20 protein-coding genes are annotated in these 18,799 nt (G+C 70.9%); 7 read left to right on the top strand and 13 right to left on the bottom strand.

Going from position 1 to position 18,799, the window contains the following annotated elements:
• Positions 1-5 precede the first annotated feature (5 nt).
• From ACZ4NB_RS24705 to ACZ4NB_RS24720, 4 genes are all read right to left on the bottom strand, one after another.
• A complete protein-coding gene (locus tag ACZ4NB_RS24705) occupies positions 6-1,256 on the bottom strand; it encodes an MFS transporter (protein ID WP_467664776.1) in 1,251 nt (416 codons plus the stop codon).
• The gene (locus ACZ4NB_RS24710; RefSeq protein WP_467664778.1) at positions 1,253-2,647 is read right to left on the bottom strand and encodes a GH1 family beta-glucosidase; all 1,395 of its coding nucleotides are present in this window, start codon (positions 2,645-2,647) and stop codon (positions 1,253-1,255) included. Before ACZ4NB_RS24710 ends, ACZ4NB_RS24705 begins: the two co-directional genes overlap by 4 nt.
• Positions 2,648-2,883: 236 nt before the next feature.
• Positions 2,884-3,150, bottom strand: a complete 267-nt coding sequence (locus ACZ4NB_RS24715) for a protealysin inhibitor emfourin (RefSeq protein ID WP_467664780.1) — start codon at positions 3,148-3,150, stop codon at positions 2,884-2,886.
• 119 nt (positions 3,151-3,269) lie between these two features.
• On the bottom strand, positions 3,270-4,355 hold the full coding sequence (locus ACZ4NB_RS24720; protein WP_467664782.1) for a M4 family metallopeptidase: 1,086 nt from the start codon (positions 4,353-4,355) through the stop codon (positions 3,270-3,272).
• Between the two features lie 298 nt (positions 4,356-4,653).
• On the opposite strand from ACZ4NB_RS24720, the gene leuA reads away from it, so the two are divergent.
• From leuA to ACZ4NB_RS24735, 3 genes are all read left to right on the top strand, one after another.
• Entirely contained in the window at positions 4,654-6,432 is a 1,779-nt protein-coding gene (gene leuA, locus ACZ4NB_RS24725; protein ID WP_467664784.1) for a 2-isopropylmalate synthase, read from the top strand.
• Between the two features lie 180 nt (positions 6,433-6,612).
• On the top strand, positions 6,613-7,650 hold the full coding sequence (locus ACZ4NB_RS24730; protein ID WP_467664786.1) for an SGNH/GDSL hydrolase family protein: 1,038 nt from the start codon (positions 6,613-6,615) through the stop codon (positions 7,648-7,650).
• Positions 7,651-7,822: 172 nt separating this feature from the next.
• Positions 7,823-8,530, top strand: coding sequence for a TerB family tellurite resistance protein (locus ACZ4NB_RS24735; protein WP_467664891.1), 708 nt, complete (start codon positions 7,823-7,825; stop codon positions 8,528-8,530).
• Between the two features lie 154 nt (positions 8,531-8,684).
• On the opposite strand, the gene ACZ4NB_RS24740 is transcribed toward ACZ4NB_RS24735, so the two are convergent.
• The 8 genes from ACZ4NB_RS24740 to ACZ4NB_RS24775 all read right to left on the bottom strand — a co-directional run bounded on the left by ACZ4NB_RS24740 (position 8,685) and on the right by ACZ4NB_RS24775 (position 15,427).
• A complete protein-coding gene (locus ACZ4NB_RS24740; RefSeq protein WP_467664788.1) occupies positions 8,685-9,914 on the bottom strand; it encodes a cytochrome P450 family protein in 1,230 nt (409 codons plus the stop codon).
• Positions 9,839-11,257, bottom strand: a complete 1,419-nt coding sequence (locus ACZ4NB_RS24745) for a cytochrome P450 family protein (protein WP_467664790.1) — start codon at positions 11,255-11,257, stop codon at positions 9,839-9,841. Before ACZ4NB_RS24745 ends, ACZ4NB_RS24740 begins: the two co-directional genes overlap by 76 nt.
• Positions 11,254-11,880, bottom strand: a complete 627-nt coding sequence (locus tag ACZ4NB_RS24750; RefSeq protein WP_467664792.1) for a GTP-binding protein — start codon at positions 11,878-11,880, stop codon at positions 11,254-11,256. The genes ACZ4NB_RS24745 and ACZ4NB_RS24750 overlap by 4 nt, the downstream gene beginning before the upstream one ends.
• Positions 11,855-12,217 carry a DUF742 domain-containing protein gene (locus ACZ4NB_RS24755; protein WP_393486992.1) on the bottom strand — a complete coding sequence of 121 codons (363 nt, stop codon included), beginning with the start codon at positions 12,215-12,217 and terminating at the stop codon, positions 11,855-11,857. The genes ACZ4NB_RS24750 and ACZ4NB_RS24755 overlap by 26 nt, the downstream gene beginning before the upstream one ends.
• Positions 12,214-12,642 carry a roadblock/LC7 domain-containing protein gene (locus ACZ4NB_RS24760; RefSeq protein ID WP_393486993.1) on the bottom strand — a complete coding sequence of 143 codons (429 nt, stop codon included), beginning with the start codon at positions 12,640-12,642 and terminating at the stop codon, positions 12,214-12,216. Before ACZ4NB_RS24760 ends, ACZ4NB_RS24755 begins: the two co-directional genes overlap by 4 nt.
• Before the next feature lie 2 nt (positions 12,643-12,644).
• Entirely contained in the window at positions 12,645-14,075 is a 1,431-nt protein-coding gene (locus ACZ4NB_RS24765; protein ID WP_467664794.1) for a sensor histidine kinase, read from the bottom strand.
• A 243-nt stretch (positions 14,076-14,318) separates the two neighbouring features.
• Positions 14,319-14,612 carry a DUF397 domain-containing protein gene (locus tag ACZ4NB_RS24770; protein WP_467664796.1) on the bottom strand — a complete coding sequence of 98 codons (294 nt, stop codon included), beginning with the start codon at positions 14,610-14,612 and terminating at the stop codon, positions 14,319-14,321.
• Complete coding sequence (locus ACZ4NB_RS24775) at positions 14,594-15,427, bottom strand: helix-turn-helix domain-containing protein (protein WP_467664798.1); 834 nt, start codon at positions 15,425-15,427, stop codon at positions 14,594-14,596. Before ACZ4NB_RS24775 ends, ACZ4NB_RS24770 begins: the two co-directional genes overlap by 19 nt.
• A gap of 137 nt (positions 15,428-15,564) precedes the next feature.
• On the opposite strand from ACZ4NB_RS24775, the gene ACZ4NB_RS24780 reads away from it, so the two are divergent.
• The 4 genes from ACZ4NB_RS24780 to ACZ4NB_RS24795 all read left to right on the top strand — a co-directional run bounded on the left by ACZ4NB_RS24780 (position 15,565) and on the right by ACZ4NB_RS24795 (position 18,245).
• Positions 15,565-15,783: a hypothetical protein gene (locus ACZ4NB_RS24780; RefSeq protein WP_467664800.1), complete on the top strand. Its 219-nt coding sequence runs from the start codon at positions 15,565-15,567 to the stop codon at positions 15,781-15,783.
• 78 nt (positions 15,784-15,861) lie between these two features.
• Complete coding sequence (locus tag ACZ4NB_RS24785; protein ID WP_467664802.1) at positions 15,862-16,335, top strand: cupin domain-containing protein; 474 nt, start codon at positions 15,862-15,864, stop codon at positions 16,333-16,335.
• Positions 16,336-16,604: 269 nt separating this feature from the next.
• The gene (gene recO, locus ACZ4NB_RS24790; RefSeq protein WP_467664804.1) at positions 16,605-17,351 is read left to right on the top strand and encodes a DNA repair protein RecO; all 747 of its coding nucleotides are present in this window, start codon (positions 16,605-16,607) and stop codon (positions 17,349-17,351) included.
• Between the two features lie 75 nt (positions 17,352-17,426).
• Positions 17,427-18,245 (top strand): isoprenyl transferase, encoded by an 819-nt coding sequence (locus ACZ4NB_RS24795; RefSeq protein ID WP_384426929.1) that lies wholly within the window; start codon positions 17,427-17,429, stop codon positions 18,243-18,245.
• 96 nt (positions 18,246-18,341) lie between these two features.
• Here the strand turns inward: ACZ4NB_RS24795 and ACZ4NB_RS24800 are convergent, their stop codons facing one another.
• Positions 18,342-18,770 carry a Fur family transcriptional regulator gene (locus ACZ4NB_RS24800; protein ID WP_393487002.1) on the bottom strand — a complete coding sequence of 143 codons (429 nt, stop codon included), beginning with the start codon at positions 18,768-18,770 and terminating at the stop codon, positions 18,342-18,344.
• Between the last annotated feature and the right edge of the window lie 29 nt (positions 18,771-18,799).

Consider the following 18,799-nt stretch of genomic DNA (forward strand, 5'->3'; position numbering starts at 1 on the left):
ACCCCCTACGCCACGCCCCGGATCCGCCGCACCAGCAGCGCCCCCACCAGCCCGATCGCCGCCGCGACGCCGTACAGCGCCCGGTAGCCGCCGAGGTGGCCGACGATCGGCGCGGCCAGCGCCGGGGCGGCCACCTGCGGAAGCGAGTTGGCGATGTTGATGATGCCGAGGTCCTTGCCGCGGTGCGCCGCGGCCGGCAGCACCTCGGTCATCAGCGCGAGGTCGACGGACGTGAAGACGCCGAACCCCAGGCCCAGCAGCGCCGCCGCGCACACCGCGCCCGGCCAGGTCTGCCATACGGCCAGCAGCCCGGTGGCCACCGCCATGATCACCCCGGCCCACAGCACGAACGGCTGCCGCCGCCCCGCCCGGTCCGACCAGATCCCGCCCACCACGACCGTGGCCAGCAGGGTGACGCCGTTGACGGCGGTCAGCACCAGCACCCCGCCACCCGGGTCCGGCCGCCGCAGCACATCCCGCAGGTAGTACAGCAGGTACAGCAGCGCCAGCGCGTTGCCGAGGTTGACCAGGAACCGGGTCAACCAGGCCCAGCCCAGGTCGGGATGGCGGCGCGGGCTGATCCAGAACCCGCCGAGGAACCCCCGCCAGGTCAGCGCCGGCCGCCGCGCCGCCGGCAGCACCGGATCCCGGTGCAGCAGCACATACGGCAGCGTCCCCAGCACCGCGAACCCGGCGCAGGCCAGATACCCGCCGACCACCCCGCCGCCGGCCGTCGCCAGCCCCGTTCCGGCCACCACGCCCAGAATCTGCGCGGCCCCCAGCCAGCCGCCCACCGCGCCCCGCTGCCGGTGCGGCACCCGGTCGGGCACCGCGGCGGTGATCGCCGCGAACGCCGCGTTCAAGGTGAGCTGCACCAGGCACCACCCCACCGCCATCGCCGGCACGCTGCGGGCCCCCGCCAGCAGCACCAGGGCCGCTGCCCCGCCCGCGACCCCGGCGACGATCCACGGCGTGCGCCGCCCGAACCGCGACGTCGTACGGTCCGACAGCGCCCCGAACAGCGGATTGGCGGCCAACGAGACCGCGGCCCCGGCCCCCGTCACCCACGCCAGCACCGACTCCTTGGCCGTGCCCGCCGGCGCCAGCTCGGCCGCCTGCCAGGCGAGCAGGATCTGCAGCGGCCCGTACCATCCGACCCAGATGGCCCCGTTCGCCAGCGACAGCGACGCGGACCAGCCGCGCCCCACCGGCTGCGACGGCTCCGCGAGCGCCCCCGAAGCCGCCGCCTCGCTCATCCCCGGTCCTGCCGGGCCTGCTCCCGCAGCACCTCCCGCAACCAGTGGTACGACGCCTTCGGCGTGCGGGTCAGCGTCTCGTAGTCGACATGCACCAGCCCGAAGCGCCGCGCGTACCCCTCCGCCCACTCGAAGTTGTCCAGCAGCGACCACACGAAGTACCCCCGCACGTCCACCCCGGCCGCCATGGCCGCGTGCAGCGCCCGCAGATGCCCGTCCAGGAAGGCGATCCGCTCGCCGTCCTCGATCCCCTCGTACGAGCAGCCGTTCTCGGTGATGACCACGGGCGGCAGCCGGTCCCCGTACCGCTCCCGGAAGGACACCAGCAGCTCGGTCAGCGCCGCCGGCACCACCGGCCAGCCGAAGTCGGTCCGCGGGTAGCCCTCGATCTCCCGGGGCGCGAAGGGGAGTTCGGCCGGTATCTCGATCCCGGCGAACTCGGCCGGCCCGCCGCCGCCCGCCTCCCGCGGGGCGCCCACCGACGTCGGCTGGTAGTAGTTGATCCCGTACCAGTCCAGCGGCTGCGCGATGATCTTCAGGTCCTCGGCGACCGGACCCGGCAGCATCCCCGCCAGATCCCCCTCCGCACCCGGATACCGCCCCAGCAGCAGGGGCTCCGCGAAGAGCCGGTTGAGCAGCAGGTCGTAGAGCTCCGCGGCCGAGGTGTCCGCCTCGTCCTCCGAGGCCGCCCAGGTCGGACCGTGAGAGTTGGCGATGCCGATGCCGCCCGCTCCCCGGGCCCGCAGCGCCTGTACGGCCAGACCGTGCCCCAGCAGCTGATGGTGCGCCGCCGGCAGCGCCTCGAACAGCAGCCGCCGCCCCGGCGCGTGCTGGCCCAGCCCGTAGCCCAGCAGCGTCAGTTCGGCGGGCTCGTTGAGCGTGATCCACCGCTCCACCCGGTCCCCGAGCCGCGCCGCCACCGCGTCCGCGTACGCCGCGAAGCGCCCGGCCGTCTCCCGTACGAGCCAGCCGCCGCGCTCCTCCAGGGCCTGCGGCGTGTCCCAGTGGAACAGCGTCGGCACCGGGGCGACGCCCGCCGCCAGCAGCTCGTCCACCAGCCGGTCGTAGAAGTCCAGCCCGGCCGCGTTGACCGCGCCGACGCCGTCCGGCACCACCCGCGGCCAGGCCACCGAGAACCGGTACGCGCCGACTCCGAGGCCGCGCAGCAGCGCCACGTCCTCGCGGTAGCGGTGGTAGTGGTCGGTGGCCACCCGGGCGTCCGACCCGTCCTTGATCCGCCCGGCCTGCGCCGCGAACACGTCCCAGGACGAGCGGCCCCGCCCCGCTTCGGCCACCGCGCCCTCGATCTGCGCGGCGGAGGTCGACACCCCCCACACGAAGTCCCGGGGAAAGCGCGGCAGCGAGGCGGAGGAGACCGGCACCGTAGTCATGGCCGGATCCTCCTTACCGCCGGTAACGGTGTCAAGGGGCGGGCGGGGGAGGGGAGTTGGCGCGGGTGGTCCCCGGGGGCGGCGGTCCCTAGGGGGCGGCCGAACAGATGCCGTAGGGGATGCGAGCGCCCCCTTCGGGGCCAGAACGCGGTGGGGTGGGAGGGCATTCCCAGGGGTGGGAGGGCAATCCCGCGGGGGCGCCACGGCCGACGAGGCGCCGCCCACGGCGACGCTCCCTACGACCCTTCCTTCATCACCCGCGTGATCAGCGTCCGCTGCTCGTCCGTGAGGCGGGGATCGGAGCAGTAGACGGTGTTGCCGTCGACGGTGATCTGGTAGCTGAAGCCGTCGGGGACGCCGATGGGGGGTTCGGTGTGGGCGGTGGCCACGGCCTGCTCGGCGAGGGTGTGCCAGTCGGCCGCGTCGGGGCGGTCCGCGGTGTCGACCTCGGCGCGGCGGTCCACGCCCGCGAAGCCGCCGGTGCGGTGGATATGAATGCGCATAACGGAATCCTCCGACGTCGTCGGACGCCTTGCGAGGGGCTCCTACCCCCTGGGGCCACGGTAATCGCGGGCGGGGCGGGAGCGCCTGTCGGACGCCCCCGCCCGTCCGGATGCCGGTCCTACGAGGTCGGGACGCCGACCTTGGCCCAGGCTTCCTGCACCGCCTTGAGCTCCTTGCCCTCGCCGAAGCGGGCCCGGGCGGCGGCGACGGTCAGCGCGGCGAAGTCGGCGAACTGGGCGCCCTTGGCGAGCTCGCCGCCGGTCAGCACGTCGTACCAGACCTGGCCCGCGCGCTCCCATGCCTTGCCGCCCAGGGCGGTGGCGACCAGGTAGAACGCGTGGTTGGGGATGCCGGAGTTGATGTGGACACCGCCATTGTCGCCGGCGGTGTCGACATAGCCCGCCATGGTGGCGGGCTGCGGGTCCTTGCCGAGGATGTTGTCGTCGTACGCCGTTCCGGGGGCCTTCATGGAGCGCAGGGCCGTGCCTTTGTCGACGCCCGGGCCGAGCAGGTCGGCGCCGATCAGCCAGTCGGCCTGGTCGGCGGTCTGGCCGAGGGCGTACTGCTTGATCAGGGCGCCGAAGACATCGGAGACGGACTCGTTGAGGGCGCCGGACTGGCCCTGGTAATCGAGGTTGGCGGTGTACTGGGTGACGCCGTGGGTGAGCTCGTGGCCGATCACGTCGACGGGGATGGTGAAGTCCACGAAGAGGTCGTTGTCGCCGTCGCCGAAGACCATCCGCTCGCCGTCCCAGAAGGCGTTGTTGTACTTCTCGCCGTAGTGGACGGTGGCATCGAGCGGCAGGCCGGCGCCGTCGATGGACTTACGGCCGTAGACCTTGAGGTAGAGCTCGAAGGTGGCGCCGAGGCCGGCGTGGGCGCGGTTGACGGAGGCGTCCTTGGAGGGGCTGTCGGACTCCGCGTGCACCTTGGTGCCGGGCAGGTCCTCGCGGTGCCTGGCGTCGTAGATGGTGCGGTTCGGCTTGTCGGCGTCGGCCCGGGCCTCCTGAGGGGCGACGGCCCCGGCGGCCCGGACGCGGCGCTGGATGCGGTGCTGGCCGTCGTGCTCCAGGGTGCGGCGGGCGGGCTCGAAGTGGCGCGGGTCCTCGGACCGCGCCAGGTTGTCGAGGATGTGCGGCGGGATGATCGTGCAGAAGACGGGGGTGGAGGTGGCGGCCTTCTTGCTCGTCTCGTTGAGGTCCATGGACAAACGGTGGCACTGTGTAGTCCACGTGTCACTGGGCGCCGTCGAGATTCCTTAATATGTGTGGTTCGTCGCATTTAGGCCGTAACGCCCGACCCGGTCCCGCATACTGATACGCACCCGCCACTCAGGGCGTACCTCAGCTAGGGTGCTGTGCATCATGCGTTTCGGGCTGCTTCTCCTTAGCTGCCGCGGCGAGGGCCTGTAGTCGTAGGCCGACCCCCTCCCCGCGGAGTTCGGTGTTGCGATCTTTCGCCCCGTCGGCCCCCCAGCGGACACACGAGGAGCCCTACGCACCATGACGAATCCGTCGAGCCCCGCAGCCAACGCCGTCGGCCGCCGTACCCCGGTCACCAACGCCACGCGACTGCAGCGCCCCTCCGGGATGCCGATCCACAAGTACGGCCCCTACGAAGCCGTCGACATCCCCGACCGCACCTGGCCGGACAACCGGATCACCGCCGCGCCCCGCTGGCTGTCGACCGATCTGCGCGACGGCAACCAGGCGCTGATCGACCCGATGTCGCCGGCCCGCAAGCGCGAGATGTTCGACCTGCTGGTACGCATGGGCTACAAGGAGATCGAGGTCGGCTTCCCGTCCTCCGGTGAGACCGACTTCGCGTTCGTGCGCTCCATCATCGAAGAGGGCGCCATCCCGGAGGACGTCACCATCTCGGTGCTGACGCAGGCCCGCGAGGAGCTGATCGAGCGGACCGTGGAGTCGCTGCGCGGGGCCCACCGCGCCACCGTCCACCTGTACAACGCGACCGCCCCGACCTTCCGCCGGGTGGTCTTCCGCGGTTCGAAGGAGCAGGTCAAGCAGATCGCGGTGGACGGTACGCGGCTGGTGATGGAGTACGCCGACAAGCTGCTGGGCGACGAGACCGTCTTCGGCTACCAGTACTCGCCGGAGATCTTCACCGACACCGAGCTGGACTTCGCGCTGGAGGTCTGCGAGGGCGTCATGGACGTCTGGCAGCCGGAGGAGGGGCGCGAGATCATCCTCAACCTGCCCGCCACCGTGGAGCGTTCCACGCCGTCGACGCACGCCGACCGCTTCGAGTGGATGTCGCGCAACCTCTCCCGCCGCGAGCACATCTGCCTGTCCGTCCACCCCCACAACGACCGCGGTACGGCCGTGGCCGCCGCCGAGCTGGCGATCATGGCGGGCGCCGACCGCATCGAGGGCTGCCTGTTCGGCCAGGGCGAGCGCACCGGCAACGTCGACCTGGTGACGCTGGGCATGAACCTCTTCTCCCAGGGCGTCGACCCGCAGATCGACTTCTCGCAGATCGACGAGATCCGCCGCACCAGCGAGTACTGCAACCAGATGGAGGTCCACCCGCGCCACCCCTACGCGGGCGACCTGGTCTACACCGCCTTCTCCGGCTCCCACCAGGACGCCATCAAGAAGGGCTTCGACGCCATGGAGGCCGAGGCGGCCGCCGCCGGCAGGACCGTGGACGAGATCGAGTGGGCGGTGCCGTACCTGCCCATCGACCCCAAGGACGTCGGCCGCTCCTACGAGGCCGTCATCCGGGTCAACTCCCAGTCCGGCAAGGGCGGTATCGCCTACGTCCTGAAGAACGACCACAAACTGGACCTGCCGCGCCGGATGCAGATCGAGTTCTCCCGGATCATCCAGGAGAAGACCGACGCCGAGGGCGGCGAGGTCACCCCGGCCGCCATCTGGTCCGTCTTCCAGGACGAGTACCTGCCCAACCCCGAGAACCCCTGGGGCCGTATCCAGGTCAAGAACGGCCAGACCACGACGGACCGGGACGGCACCGACGCGCTGACGGTCGAGGCGGTCGTCGACGGCCAGGACACCGTCCTGACCGGCTCCGGCAACGGTCCGATCTCCGCGTTCTTCGACGCCCTGCAGGGCATCGGCGTCGACGTACGCCTGCTGGACTACCAGGAGCACACGATGAGCGAGGGCGCCTCCGCGCAGGCCGCCTCGTACATCGAGTGCGCGATCGGCGACAAGGTGCTGTGGGGCATCGGCATCGACCCGAACACCACGCGCGCCTCGCTGAAGGCGGTCGTCTCCGCGGTCAACCGCGCGGCCCGCTGACCTGCACAGATCACCCCGGCGCCGCCATGGCTCGCCCCGAGCCGCGGGGGCGCCGTCGTGCACCCGGGCCACCTGAAGGTGGGGTTTGAAAATCCGCCTCGGTTACTCTGCGTAGTTTCCCGGTACGTTCGGTGGTGCGCCCGTCGGACCGGCCGCGGCGCGGACACCAAGGACGTGCGCATGAGCAGATTAGGTATGCCCGTCGTCGCCCGGCTGGCCCTGGCCGGGGCCGCGGCCCTCGCGGTGGTGGGCTCCTGCCTCACCCCGGCCGGGACGCCGGCCGCCGCGGCCGACCGTCCCACCTATGTCGCGCTCGGCGACTCCTACAGCGCGGGGTCGTTCGTCCGCCCCTGGGACGACAGCGACGGCTGCGGCCGCTCCTACCGCAACTACCCCCACCAGGTCGCCGAGCGGCTCGGCTACGAACTGACCGACGTCACCTGCGGGGCGGCCGAGATCGTCGACGGGGTCCTTCGGCCCCAGCCCACCGACAAGGTCCTCGGCCCGCCCACGACCCCGCCACCGGGCGGCTGGGACGAGGTCCCCGCCCAGATCGACGCGCTGTCCGACGACACCGACTACGTCACCGTCAGTATCGGCGGCAACTCCCTCGGCTTCGGGCCCATCATGACGAAGTGCCTGGAACTGGGCGCCTTCGCGCCGGTGTGGAAGCCCAGCCCCTGCGCCGACTACTACTCCGACGGCGGTGGCGGGGCGGCCTGGCTGCGCGGGCGGTTCGACCGGCTCGACGCCGACTTCGACCGGATGATGGCAAAGATCCGCGAGGCCGCGCCGCATGCGCGGATCGCCGTCGTCGGCTATCCGGCCGTCGTCGCGGACCCCTCCGGCTGCGCGTACGGGCACTTCAACCAGCTCGGCAGCGTCAGAAAGGGCGACATGCCCTGGGTGGACGGGCTCGAACACGACGTCAACGGCCTGCTGGAGAAGCAGGCCGCCGACCACGGCGCGGCCTATGTCGACACCTACGGCCCCAGCGCGGCCCATGGCGTGTGCGAGAGCGGGGACGCGAAGTGGATGTACGGGATCAAGGACGACCTCACGGGTGACGGTCACCAGACCGACCCGCCCGCGGGCCCGTGCCGCCAGATCCCCGGCTCCGGTGAGAGCTGCACCCTCATCCACCCCAACGCCCGTGGCCTGGACAACCAGGCGCGCGAGGTCACCGAGGCGCTCGGGGCGCCGACCTCCAGAGGCTGACGCGGCCCCGGCTCCTGGCCGCGTCAAGGTGCTCCGCCCTTCTCCCCCGGAAGGGCGGAGCCCGTCACCGTCCCGCCAGTTGTCCGATACGAGGTGCTGACGCCGCATCAATGATGTGGCTAACATCACGTCCAATAGGCGACGGGGCCGCAGCGGCATGGAGGCTGGCGTGATGCACAAGATGTGTGTGATGGGCGTGCGCACGTCCTGGCGTACCGTCGCCGACGGCGAGTTCTTCTGCCCGGACTGCGGCGGGGACCGCAACTACCTGCGCCGGACCGGCCAGCGCCGGCTGACCGTCCTCGGCGTCCCGGTGCTCTCCCGCGGCGCCACCGGCCCCGTTCTGGAGTGCTCCGCCTGCCACGGCCACTTCGGCCTGGACGCCCTGGACCACCCCACCACCGTGCGGTTCTCCGCGATGCTCAGGGACGCCGTCCACACCATCACCCTCGCCCTGCTGGCCGCCGGCGGGACGTCCTCCCGCGCCGTGCGGGCCACCGCCGTCGACACGGTCCGCGCGGCCGGCTTCGCGGACTGCTCCGAGGACCAGCTGCTCACCCTCCTCGCCGCCCTCGCCGCCGACACCGGCCTGCCCCCGAGGCCCTCCGCCGCGCTCACCGGCGGCCACTGCGGCCACCACGGCCTCGACCCCTGCGGCACCGCGCTGGCCATAGAGCTCCATGAGTCCCTGGAGCCGCTCGCCCCGCACCTCGCCCGCGCCGGCCGCGAATCGCTGCTCCTGCAGGGCGCCCGGATCGCCCTCGCCGACGGCTCCTACACCCCCGCCGAACGCGAGGCGCTCACCACGGTCGGCAGTGCGCTGATGCTCCGCCCCGGCGACACCCACCGCCTGCTGGCGGCCGCCCGTACGCCCTCCTGACGGCCGCCCCACGCCCTTTCGCCCTGCGCGACGCCCCGCGCGGCCGACTCCCCCGCGGCAGCCCGAGGCCCACGCAGACCGACGCCCCGCCACCGAGAAGGTGGCGGGGCGTCGGCCGTACGCGCAGCGGACCGGCGTCAGGACACGGCCGATATCAGGACGCGGCCGGCGTCAGACGGATCGGCAGGGTGCGCATCCCGGTCGTGATGAACCCGGCCGACGGCTCCAACTCCTCCTCGGGCACCGCCAGTTCGAGATCCGGGAACCGGTCGAAGAGCGCCGGAAGGGCCAGCCGCGTCTCCATCCGGGCCAGCGGCGCGCCCAGGCAGTGGTGGACGCCGTGGCCGAAGCTGAGGTGCTCCACGTTCGGGCGCCGGACGGAGAACTCGCCCGCGGTGGGCCCGTGCTGCTCGGGGTCGCGGCCGGCCGCCACGAACGACGGCAGGATCGCGTCACCCTTGCGGATGGTCGGGCCGTCCGGGATCTCGATGTCCTCGACGGCGAAGCGCAGCGGCAGGTTGGCGACGCTGGGGGACCAGCGGAGGGTCTCCTCGATGACGTCGTTCCAGGATGCCTGGCCGGTGAGCACCTGCTTGCGCTGCTCGGGGTGCGTGAGCAGGTTGTGCACCGCGTTGCCGATGAGGTTGACGGTGGTCTCGTGCCCGGCGACCAGGACGAGCAGCAGCGTGTCGATCAGCTCCTGCTCGCTCATCTTCTGGCCGTCCTCGTCCCGCGAGGCGACCAGCAGGCTGGTCAGGTCCTCGGCGGGCTGCCGGCGCTTGAGCGCGACCAGGCCGCGCAGCAGCTCCTGGGTGGCCATCAGCGTCTTCCCGGCCTCTTCCGGGTCGACGCTGGTCATGATGATCTCGGCGAGCCGGGCCAGCTCCGTGCGGGTGTCGTCGCTCGGTATGCCGAACAGCTCGCAGATGACCTGCATGGGCAGCGGGTGGGCGAAGCCGGCGCGCAGGTCGGTGACCGAACCGGCCGGGGCCGCCGCGAGGTCCTCGATCAGGGCCGCGGTGATCCGCTCGACCGACGGCTGCATGGCCTCGGTGCGGCGGGCGGTGAAGGCCGGCGCGATGAGCTTGCGCAGCCGCCGGTGGTCCTCGCCGTACGCGGTGAACATGTTGGTGACGCCGACCCAGGTCGCCAGCCAGCCGTCCTGGTACTCGCCGCGCTGCCAGGCGGGCCAGTGTTTGCGGGGGTCCTTGGAGACGCGCGGATCGGTCAGCAGCTTCTTGATGAGGGCGTGGCTGGTGATCGACCATGCCTCCGGGCCCTCGGGGATCTGGACGCGGGTGACGGGCCCTAGCCGACGGAGGCGTTCGGCCTCTGCGTAGACGTCGGATCCGGAGGGGTCGAGGGCGACGAGCTGTTGTCCCATGGGGTGGCTCCTGCCTGATCGGGGGTGATGGGAGAAAAGCGGGCCGGGAGAGCGGTCAGGGCCCGTTGGAAGGCGCCGGGGCGCCAGCTCAACTCCTCTATGGAGACGGCGAGTTCGATGTCGGAGAGCCAGGCGGTGAGACGTTCGATCGCGGTGGTGGCGATCACCAGCGCATGCCGCGGCACCGGGCAGGCATGGGGCCCGGACGCCCAGGTCAGATGCGCGCCGCTGCCCGAGCCGCTGTCCAGCGTGACCTCGCCGAACTGGGTGTTGGCCGCCGCGTAGGAGACCAGCACCAGCTGCCCCTTGCGCACCCAGGTGCCGTGGAAGAACACATCGCGGCGGGCGTAGTGCGCGGAGTACTGGCCCATCGGCGGGTCGTTCCACAGCACTTCGTTGATGGCGTCCTGGACGGTCAGCGCGCCACCGGACAGGGTGCTGTAGTAGCGGTCGTCGGAGAGCATCCGCGACAGCGCGTTGGCGATGAGGTTGGCCAGCGGCTCGTTGCCCGCGGCCATGGTCACCACGATCTGCGCGATGACCTCCTCGTCGGACAGCCCGTTGGGGTGGTCCAGGAACCAGGACGTCAGGTCCGCGCCGCGCTGCGCCTTCTTCCGGCCGACCAGCTCCATGATGTACGCCGAGAACGCCGCGTCGGCGGCCGCCGCCTCCTCCGGCGTGGCCCCGTCCATCAGCCCGCCGATGGCCGCGATCAACTGGTCGCCGTACTCGTCCGGCATACCGAAGAGGTTGTTGAACATCAGCAGCGGCAACTGCTGGGCGTAGGCGGACATCAGGTCCACCTCGCCCGTCGCGCCGAACTTCTGGATCAGGGAGTCCGCGGCCTTGCGGACCCGCGCCCGCAGCTCCTGCGGCTCGACGAGCCGGAAGCTGTCGGTGATCACCTGGCGGTAGCGGCGGTGCACGTCCCCGTCGTTGAACAGGGCGTTCGGCCGCCAGCCCAGCATCGGCATGACCGCGGTGTCGGCCGGCACCGTCTGCATCCAGGCCCGGGAGTCCTTCGACCAGGTGGCCTCGTCGTTCAGCAGCTCCAGCGCGGCCCGGTAGTCGGTGACCAGCATCGCGGTCACGCCGGTGGCGATCTCCACCGGGGCCAGGGCGCCGTACTGGCGCAGATAGGCATAGTAGCGGTGCGGGTCGGCGGCGAACTCCGGCTCGTAGAGCCTGACGAGCGGGTGGCCTTCGACCTGGTCCAGCGGATGGCCGCCCGGAGCGGGGGCGCCCTGGGCGAGGGCGTCCGCCGGCCCGGCGGCCGCTGCGCCCTGGGCATGGGCGGGGCAGCCGGGTGGTGGGGCGGCACCCGGCTCGTACGGGGAAGTCACGAGGTCTGGTTCTCCTGGGGCGTGTGGGCGAGAACGTGCCCGACGAGCGCGATCAGCGCATCGACGGACTGGTCCCGGTCGCGGGCGTCGCACATCACCAGCGGCGTCTCGGGGTGCAGGTCGAGGGCCTCGCGGAGCTGCGGCACGTCGTAGTGCGGCGCGTCGGGGAAGGTGTTGACCGCGACCGCGTAGCGCAGTCCCGCCTCCTCGATGATGTCCATCACCTCGAAGGAGTCCGCGAGTCGGCGGGTGTCGGCCAGGACGAGCGCGCCCAGCGCGCCGCGTGCGATGTCCTGCCACAGCGGACGGAATCGTTTCTGCCCGGGGGTGCCGAACAGGTACAGCACCAGATCGCCGGGCAGCGTGAGCCGCCCGAAGTCGATGGCGACGGTGGTGGTGGTCTTCTCCCGTACACCGGCGAGGTTGTCGACGAACGCACCGGACTGCGTCATCACCTCTTCGGTGTGCAGCGGCGGGGTCTCCGACAGCGCGCGGATGAGCGTGGTCTTGCCGACCCCGAACGGTCCCGCGACCAGGAGCTTGACCAGGGTCTGGTCGGCTCCCGAGAGGTACATGCCGTCGGTGCCGGTGGCGTTGCTAGGACTTGAGAGAGCGGAGTCCATCGAGAACCCTCTCCAGGATCTGCCGGTCGAATTGCTCGGCTTCGGGGATGGGGACACGGGCCTGCAGCCGCCCGGCATCGACGAGATCGGCCACCAGCACCTTCACCACACTGACGGGCAGCTGAAGGTGGGCGGCGACCTCCGCCAGAGACAGCGCCCCGGGCTGCAGCAGCTCCAGGATGCGGTGCTCTTCCGGGCGTACCTCACTGGTGATCGGCATCCCCGCGCTGTGCAGCAGGGTGAGCCGGTCCAACGTGTTACGGCTGGGCTGGGCGCGTCCGCCGGTCGCAAGATAGGCCGGTACGAGGCGCCGTCCGCTGCTCTGGCGCGGCGTCATGCCGGCGTACCGAGGTCCCGAGCCGGGCTGTTCATGACCTTGCTGCCCAGGGTCGTGACCTGGATCTGCATGTGGTGCGCGACGACGCCCATGTTCACCTCCGGGCCGCAGAAGACGGCCAGGCAGGTGTTCTCGCCGGCCGGTATCGCGAAGACGAAGCCCTCGTCGGACTCGATGACGGTCTGCCGCAGCCTGGTGTCGTCCTTCCCGGCGAACGCCGCGGTGACGGCGCGGCCGGCGCCCTGCAGCGCGGACATCATCGCGGCGACACCCTCGGCGCAATCCCGGGTCAGGCCCGGCGAGGCGCCCTCGATGAAGCCGTCACCGGAGATCACGGCTGCGTGGATAACATGCGGCAGCTCCAAGAGGGGGGCCAGCACCCAGGACTTGTCCTCGGTGACGCGGCGGCGGGTGGGGCTGTTCATGGCTAGACGTTCCCTTCGGGACTGCGAGGGGCTTCGGACTGGGCTGCCGCGCGGCCGGACTCGGTGCCCTGCTGGAGTGCGGCCCAGCGAGAGGCGGCCTCCTCCGGGGAACGCTCGTGGACGGGCTCGGTGCGCGGCAGACTCTGCTCCTGCTCGGCCACCGGCTGCCGGCGGCGCCTGCGCGGCAGTCCGCCCTCGGCGGAGGCCGCCGCGGCGTCGGGCTGTGCGGGCACGCCGTGTGCCGGAGCGGCCGGCGCGGGGGTGTGCGGTGTGGGGGGAGTGGGGGCGGCGGCTCCGGTCGGGAGTACGGCGGGCCGCTCGGACGCGCCGGAACGGCGCGGCATCGGAGCCATCACGGACATGGGCTGGGCGCTCTCGTCGAGGACGGTGAGGAGGGGGTCACCCGGGATGTAGACAACGGCTCGCACGCCTCCGTACGGCGAGGACTCGATGTGCACGCCGAAGCCGTACTGGCGCACCAGCTGGCCGGCCGCCGCGAATCCGGACCGCGGCGGGTCGCCGAGCTGGGTCAGCAGCAGGTCCGTGTCGCTCGCGAGGAGCTCCATCGCAGCCTTGACCTCGTCGTCGTGCATACCGACGCCGTAGTCGTCGATGATGACCGACGCACCGCGGTTGCCCTGCTGGAGCGTGACGGTGACGGGCAGCTCCCGGTGCGAGTGGTGCAGCGCGTTGGCGAGCAGCTCGGTGATGGCGATCGCGATCGGCTCGACGGCCCGGGCGACCACCGCGACGGGGTCGCGCAGCTGGTTGCTGACCTGTACGCGCTCGTAGCCGCGCAGCCGTGAGGCGGCGCCGACCACCAGCTCGGAGAGGTAGGAGTCCTCACGCGTCAGGCCCGGCCAGGCGCCACACACCACGCCGGTGGCCTGGATGCGCCGCAGCGCCTGCTCGTTGAGGAAGTCGGCGGCCAGCAGGTCCTGGGCGACGGACGGGTCGTCGTAGCGGTGCTGCATGTCCTGAAGCGCCGTCTGGAGGCGGTAGAGCAGCGCCTGGATGGTCGTGGTCGCGCCGCGCAGTGTGGACTGCGCCGCCGCGTCGACCCGGGACCGCTCCTTGGTGATGGCCTCGCCGACCTGCTCCAGTACGGCGTTCAGGGCCTGGTCGGTCTCCGACCCGGCGAACCGGGCGTCCAGCAGCCCGCGTACGGGCACGTGCGGGTGGGCCAGCGCCATCGTCAGGTCGGGCAGCCTGGTCCCGGCCAGGTGCCGGATCTCGGCCTCGGTGGCGCGAAGCCGGGCCGAGAGCTCCGTATTGCTGTGGAGCGTGGCGCTGTTCTGTTCCTCAGCGGCGGTGAGACGGGCCGTCAGGGCCTTGCGTTGTCCGCTGGCCCGGATCGTGAGCGCCGCCAGGACCACGGCGGCGGCCGTACCTGCGCTGAGGCACCACAACAGCGCCTCCGGTATGGATGTCATCGAGATCCTCTATATGGGGACTGAGGGGGGCGGCCGGACATCACGGCTTCGTGGTGCCGATCATCACGGGATGCTACCGGGGAGTTGACGAGCCGTAAGGGCCGATCGCGGGGGGTGACTGAGAAGTGCGGAAGGTCACGTTCCGCCCGCGTATGCCCTGGACCATAACGTGATGTGGCCCTGTCATCCAGGAGAGATGGCAGGGCCCTTGTGCTCTTGTTGTGACGGCTCGGTGAAGGCCGGTCAGGTGGCCGTGAACCGCGCGTTCTTGACGGCGTCGACGAAAGCGGACCATGCGGGCGCGGAGAACGCCACGGCCGGACCGTCCGGAACCGCCTTGCTGTCGCGGACGGGGACCAGGCCGGGGAGGTCGTCGGAGACCTCGATGCAGTTGCCGCCGTCCCCGTCGCTGTAGCTGCTCTTGCGCCAGGTGGCGGCGCCGGGGAAGTCGTGGGCGACTTCTACGCAGTCCCCGCCGTTGCCGTCGCTGTAGCTGCTCTTGCGCCACTGAGCGGTGCTCAGGTCGTAGTCTCGCATCGTCTGTAGTCCTCGGCGGCTGATTCGATCAGGGCTAGGGACGCCTCGGGCGACAGTGCGGCGGCCCTGAGCAGATCGTATGCCTCTTGGGATCGCTTCACCATTGCCGGATCATCCAGCAAATTCCCCGAAAACACGGCTTCTGTATAGGCGGTCGGCGGAGCGTCCTCGAACTCCATGAGCTTCAGCGTTCCAGTGGGCAGGGCATAGGCGCCCGCGCTGAACGGGATCACCAGCACGAGCGCGATCCAGTCACGTGCCATGGCGGCGATGTGGTCCAGTTGCTCGGCCATGACCAATGGGCCACCCACGGGGATGCGTAGCACGCATTCGTGCAAGATCGCCCAATACGCAGGCCGCGTTGTGTTCTTGAGGATCCGCGCGCGGTCCAACCTTGCGGCGACCATCTCCTCTACGTACTCGGACGTCGCGAATGGGTTGGTCGCACGAGTGATTGCCCGTGCGTACGGGGCCGTTTGCAACAGCCCCGGCATCACCGTTGGTGCGAACTCACAGATCTTCGTCGCCAGCCGCTCCAGATCTGCCGCGGCCGCGAAGTAATCCGCGTACCGCTTGTCGTCGATCAGCTTCCGCCAAGCCCGCTCGAAAAAGCCGTCGGTTTGTAGAACCTCGTCGATCCGGATCGCCACGTCCAGCTGCGGCTTGCGAATCGCCTGCTCGAACTGGCCGATGTAGCCGCCGGAGACGAACACCCGCCGCCCCAGTTCGCCCTGCGTCAGTCCGGCGAGCTCCCGGCGGTACTTGAGTTCCGCGCCCCAGTGCTCCCATGCCGCCATGCGTGAGCCATTGGCCATGGCTGACTCCCTCTAACTCCCACCGTGTGCACGGCAGTTGTAGTGCCGATCCCGTGCCGATCCCATTGCGCAGCGTAGTTCCGCAGCGTCACGCTCTGCATGCAAACCGTGAACAACCCTGCGAAAGGCGGACGATCATGAACCACCTCAAGGAAGTCGATGCCGTGACGAAGGAACTGCGCGAGGCCCTCGCCGGCGCGGGGGTCGTCCTGCCGTCGCTGCGCCCCGACCCCGTCTCGATCGCGCACCGCTACAACCCGCCGCTCGTCGAGCTGGGCCGCTGCTCGATGGAGGTCGCCCGGCAGCTGACCGCGGCGCTGGCGCCGACGCACCAGTCACGGGGCGAGCGGCCCTGAGACCTACCCGGACGGCGGCCTTCCAGCGGGTGAGCAGCGGGGACACGTGTGGAAGCTACGAGGGCAAGGAGCGACTGCATGGCGAAGAACTCCGTCGTACGCCGAAAGGGCGACGGCGACGCATTCTGGCTGTTGAACGGCCTCTACGAGGTCAAGGCGTCCGGTGACGAGACCAACGGCGAGATGACCGTCATGGAAATGACCATTCCGGAGGGAGGTGGCCCACCGCCCCACTCCCACCCCGGAACCGAGAGTGTCTACGTCGTCGAGGGGACGCTGCGCTTCCACATCGGCAACGAGACGTTCGAAGGCGGCCCGGGATCGTTCTTCCACATCCCCGCGGGGACGTTGGAGCGAATGGAACCCACGAGCACGGTCCGTGTGGTGATCACCTACACGCCGGGCGGTATCGACAAGTTCTTCGCCGAAGCCGGTGAACCGGCCCAGCGACGCGAGCTGCCACCGCCGTCGGACACGGCCCGGGACGTCGAGCGCATGGTGGAGATCGGCCGACGGCACGGCATCGACATGAGGCCGCTGCATCTGGCCTAGTACCAGCGGAGTGCGACGGTGTCTGGTCCTGGTCCTGGTCCTGGTCCGCCGGTCCACCGGCACTGGTCCGCCGGACGGAGACCCCCACCGGCCTCTCCCCAACCACCCACCCACGGGAGGGGGCGGACCGTAGGACGGAGTCCGTAGGGCCGCCCCCGCAGCCGAACAGCCCCGCGCAGCGGCACCAGCCCGCCGCAGGCGAACCACGCGAAACCCACGGCGGGACATCCGGCAACGTGGGAGGCGCCGCCATGCGGAACAATGGCCGCATGAGTCTGTTCCGCGACGACGGCATCGTGCTGCGCACCCAGAAGCTGGGTGAGGCGGACCGGATCATCACGCTGCTCACCCGGGGCCACGGCCGGGTCCGGGCCGTGGCCCGCGGCGTACGGCGCACGAAGTCGAAGTTCGGGGCGCGCCTGGAGCCGTTCTCGCATGTGGACGTGCAGTTCTACGCCCGCGGCAGCGAGCTGATCGGCCGCGGCCTGCCGCTGTGCACGCAGAGCGAGACGATCGCTCCGTACGGTGGCGGGATCGTCACCGACTACGCCCGCTACACGGCCGGCACGGCCATGCTGGAGACCGCCGAGCGGTTCACCGACCACGAGGGCGAGCCGGCGATACAGCAGTACCTGCTGCTGGTCGGCGGCCTGCGGACGCTCTCGCGCGGTGAGCACGCCCCGCATCTGGTCCTGGACGCCTTCCTGCTGCGCTCGCTCGCCGTCAACGGCTACGCGCCGAGTTTCGACGGCTGTGCGAAGTGCGGGCTGCCCGGGCCCAACCGGTTCTTCTCCGTGGCGTCGGGCGGAGTGATCTGCGGCGACTGCCGGGTCCCCGGAAGCGTCGTACCCTCCTCAGAGGCCATCGGGCTCCTCAGCGCGCTGCTGACCGGCGATTGGGAGACCGCGGACGCCTGCGAGGCCCGTCACGCCAGGGAGGGCAGCGGGCTGGTCACGGCGTATCTGCACTGGCACCTGGAGCGGGGCCTGCGCTCCCTCCGGTACGTAGAGCAGTAGCGCACAAGCACATAAGAACCACATCACGCATCACATAACGAACCCCCGAAGCGACACATAGGAGACGTGGGCCGCATGGCACGACGCGGGATTCTGGGCCGTAATCGGCGCGAGTACGAGACGCCCGAGCCGCACCCTTCCGGTGCGCGGCCGCCGAAGATCCCCAGTGATCTGGTCCCGAACCATGTCGCCGTCGTCATGGACGGCAACGGCCGGTGGGCCAAGGAGCGCGGGCTGCCGCGCACCGAGGGCCACAAGGTCGGCGAGGGCGTCGTCCTGGACGTGCTCAAGGGCTGCATCGAGATGGGCGTGAAGAACCTCTCGCTCTACGCCTTCTCGACGGAGAACTGGAAGCGGTCGCCCGACGAGGTCAAGTTCCTGATGAACTTCAACCGGGACGTGATCCGGCGGCGGCGCGACGAGATGGACGCGCTGGGCATCCGCATCCGCTGGGTCGGGCGGATGCCGAAGCTGTGGAAGTCCGTGGTGCAGGAGCTCCAGATCGCCCAGGAGCAGACCAAGAACAATGACGCGATGACGCTGTATTTCTGCGTGAATTACGGCGGTCGGGCGGAGATCGCGGACGCGGCGGCGGCCATCGCGGCGGATGTGCGGGCCGGGAAGCTGGATCCGTCGAAGGTCAACGAGAAGACCGTCGCGAAGTACATGTACTACCCGGACATGCCGGACGTGGACCTCTTCGTGCGGCCGTCCGGCGAGCAGCGGACCTCGAACTACCTGATCTGGCAGAGCGCGTACGCCGAGATGGTGTTCCAGGACATTCTGTGGCCGGACTTCGACCGCCGGAACCTGTGGGACGCGTGCCTGGAGTACGCCAAGCGGGACCGCCGGTTCGGTGCGGCGCCGGCGCCGGACGGCCACCCGGCCACGTAAGGCGACGCGAACGCGCCACGGGCCGCTCCCTTGAGGTTCAAGGGGGCGGCCCGTGGCGTTGGTGCCGGTGTCACCGCGATTTTGGTGCTCCCGGCGTTACTTCTCCTCGGCGGCCCGCTCGGCGCAGTCGCCGCACGTCCCGAAGATCTCGATGGTGTGCGCCACGTCCCGGAAGCCGTGCTCCGCGGCGATCTGGTCGGCCCACTTCTCCACCGCGGGGCCCTCGACCTCGACGGCCTTGCCGCAGGACCGGCACACCAGGTGGTGGTGGTGATCGTCGGTGCTGCACCGGCGGTAGACCGCCTCGCCGTCGCTGGTGCGCAGCACATCGACCTCGCCGGCGTCGGCGAGGGACTGCAGAGTGCGGTAGACGGTGGTCAGCCCGACCGAGTCACCGCGGTGCTTGAGCATGTCGTGGAGTTCCTGGGCACTGCGGAACTCGTCCACCTCGTCGAGTGCGGCGGACACCGCGGTCCGCTGCCGCGTCGACCGGCCGCGTACCGGAGATCCCGCGCTCGTCGCCACCGTTGCCTCCCTAGGACGTCAGGGACCTC

The organism is Streptomyces sp. NPDC026575, assembly GCF_055567415.1.

What these genes read in the sequence shown, in the direction of transcription:
- ACZ4NB_RS24770 (WP_467664796.1), bottom strand. Translation starts at nt 14,612, where the DNA reads ATGCGAGACTACGACCTGAGCACCGCTCAGTGGCGCAAGAGCAGCTAC.
- ACZ4NB_RS24710 (WP_467664778.1), bottom strand. Translation starts at nt 2,647, where the DNA reads ATGACTACGGTGCCGGTCTCCTCCGCCTCGCTGCCGCGCTTTCCCCGG.
- ACZ4NB_RS24765 (WP_467664794.1), bottom strand. Translation starts at nt 14,075, where the DNA reads ATGACATCCATACCGGAGGCGCTGTTGTGGTGCCTCAGCGCAGGTACG.
- ACZ4NB_RS24740 (WP_467664788.1), bottom strand. Translation starts at nt 9,914, where the DNA reads ATGGGACAACAGCTCGTCGCCCTCGACCCCTCCGGATCCGACGTCTAC.
- ACZ4NB_RS24775 (WP_467664798.1), bottom strand. Translation starts at nt 15,427, where the DNA reads ATGGCCAATGGCTCACGCATGGCGGCATGGGAGCACTGGGGCGCGGAA.
- ACZ4NB_RS24760 (WP_393486993.1), bottom strand. Translation starts at nt 12,642, where the DNA reads ATGAACAGCCCCACCCGCCGCCGCGTCACCGAGGACAAGTCCTGGGTG.
- ACZ4NB_RS24720 (WP_467664782.1), bottom strand. Translation starts at nt 4,355, where the DNA reads ATGGACCTCAACGAGACGAGCAAGAAGGCCGCCACCTCCACCCCCGTC.
- recO (WP_467664804.1), top strand. Translation starts at nt 16,605, where the DNA reads ATGAGTCTGTTCCGCGACGACGGCATCGTGCTGCGCACCCAGAAGCTG.
- ACZ4NB_RS24750 (WP_467664792.1), bottom strand. Translation starts at nt 11,880, where the DNA reads ATGGACTCCGCTCTCTCAAGTCCTAGCAACGCCACCGGCACCGACGGC.
- ACZ4NB_RS24755 (WP_393486992.1), bottom strand. Translation starts at nt 12,217, where the DNA reads ATGACGCCGCGCCAGAGCAGCGGACGGCGCCTCGTACCGGCCTATCTT.
- ACZ4NB_RS24715 (WP_467664780.1), bottom strand. Translation starts at nt 3,150, where the DNA reads ATGCGCATTCATATCCACCGCACCGGCGGCTTCGCGGGCGTGGACCGC.
- ACZ4NB_RS24780 (WP_467664800.1), top strand. Translation starts at nt 15,565, where the DNA reads ATGAACCACCTCAAGGAAGTCGATGCCGTGACGAAGGAACTGCGCGAG.
- leuA (WP_467664784.1), top strand. Translation starts at nt 4,654, where the DNA reads ATGACGAATCCGTCGAGCCCCGCAGCCAACGCCGTCGGCCGCCGTACC.
- ACZ4NB_RS24735 (WP_467664891.1), top strand. Translation starts at nt 7,823, where the DNA reads ATGCACAAGATGTGTGTGATGGGCGTGCGCACGTCCTGGCGTACCGTC.
- ACZ4NB_RS24705 (WP_467664776.1), bottom strand. Translation starts at nt 1,256, where the DNA reads ATGAGCGAGGCGGCGGCTTCGGGGGCGCTCGCGGAGCCGTCGCAGCCG.
- ACZ4NB_RS24730 (WP_467664786.1), top strand. Translation starts at nt 6,613, where the DNA reads ATGAGCAGATTAGGTATGCCCGTCGTCGCCCGGCTGGCCCTGGCCGGG.
- ACZ4NB_RS24795 (WP_384426929.1), top strand. Translation starts at nt 17,427, where the DNA reads ATGGCACGACGCGGGATTCTGGGCCGTAATCGGCGCGAGTACGAGACG.
- ACZ4NB_RS24785 (WP_467664802.1), top strand. Translation starts at nt 15,862, where the DNA reads ATGGCGAAGAACTCCGTCGTACGCCGAAAGGGCGACGGCGACGCATTC.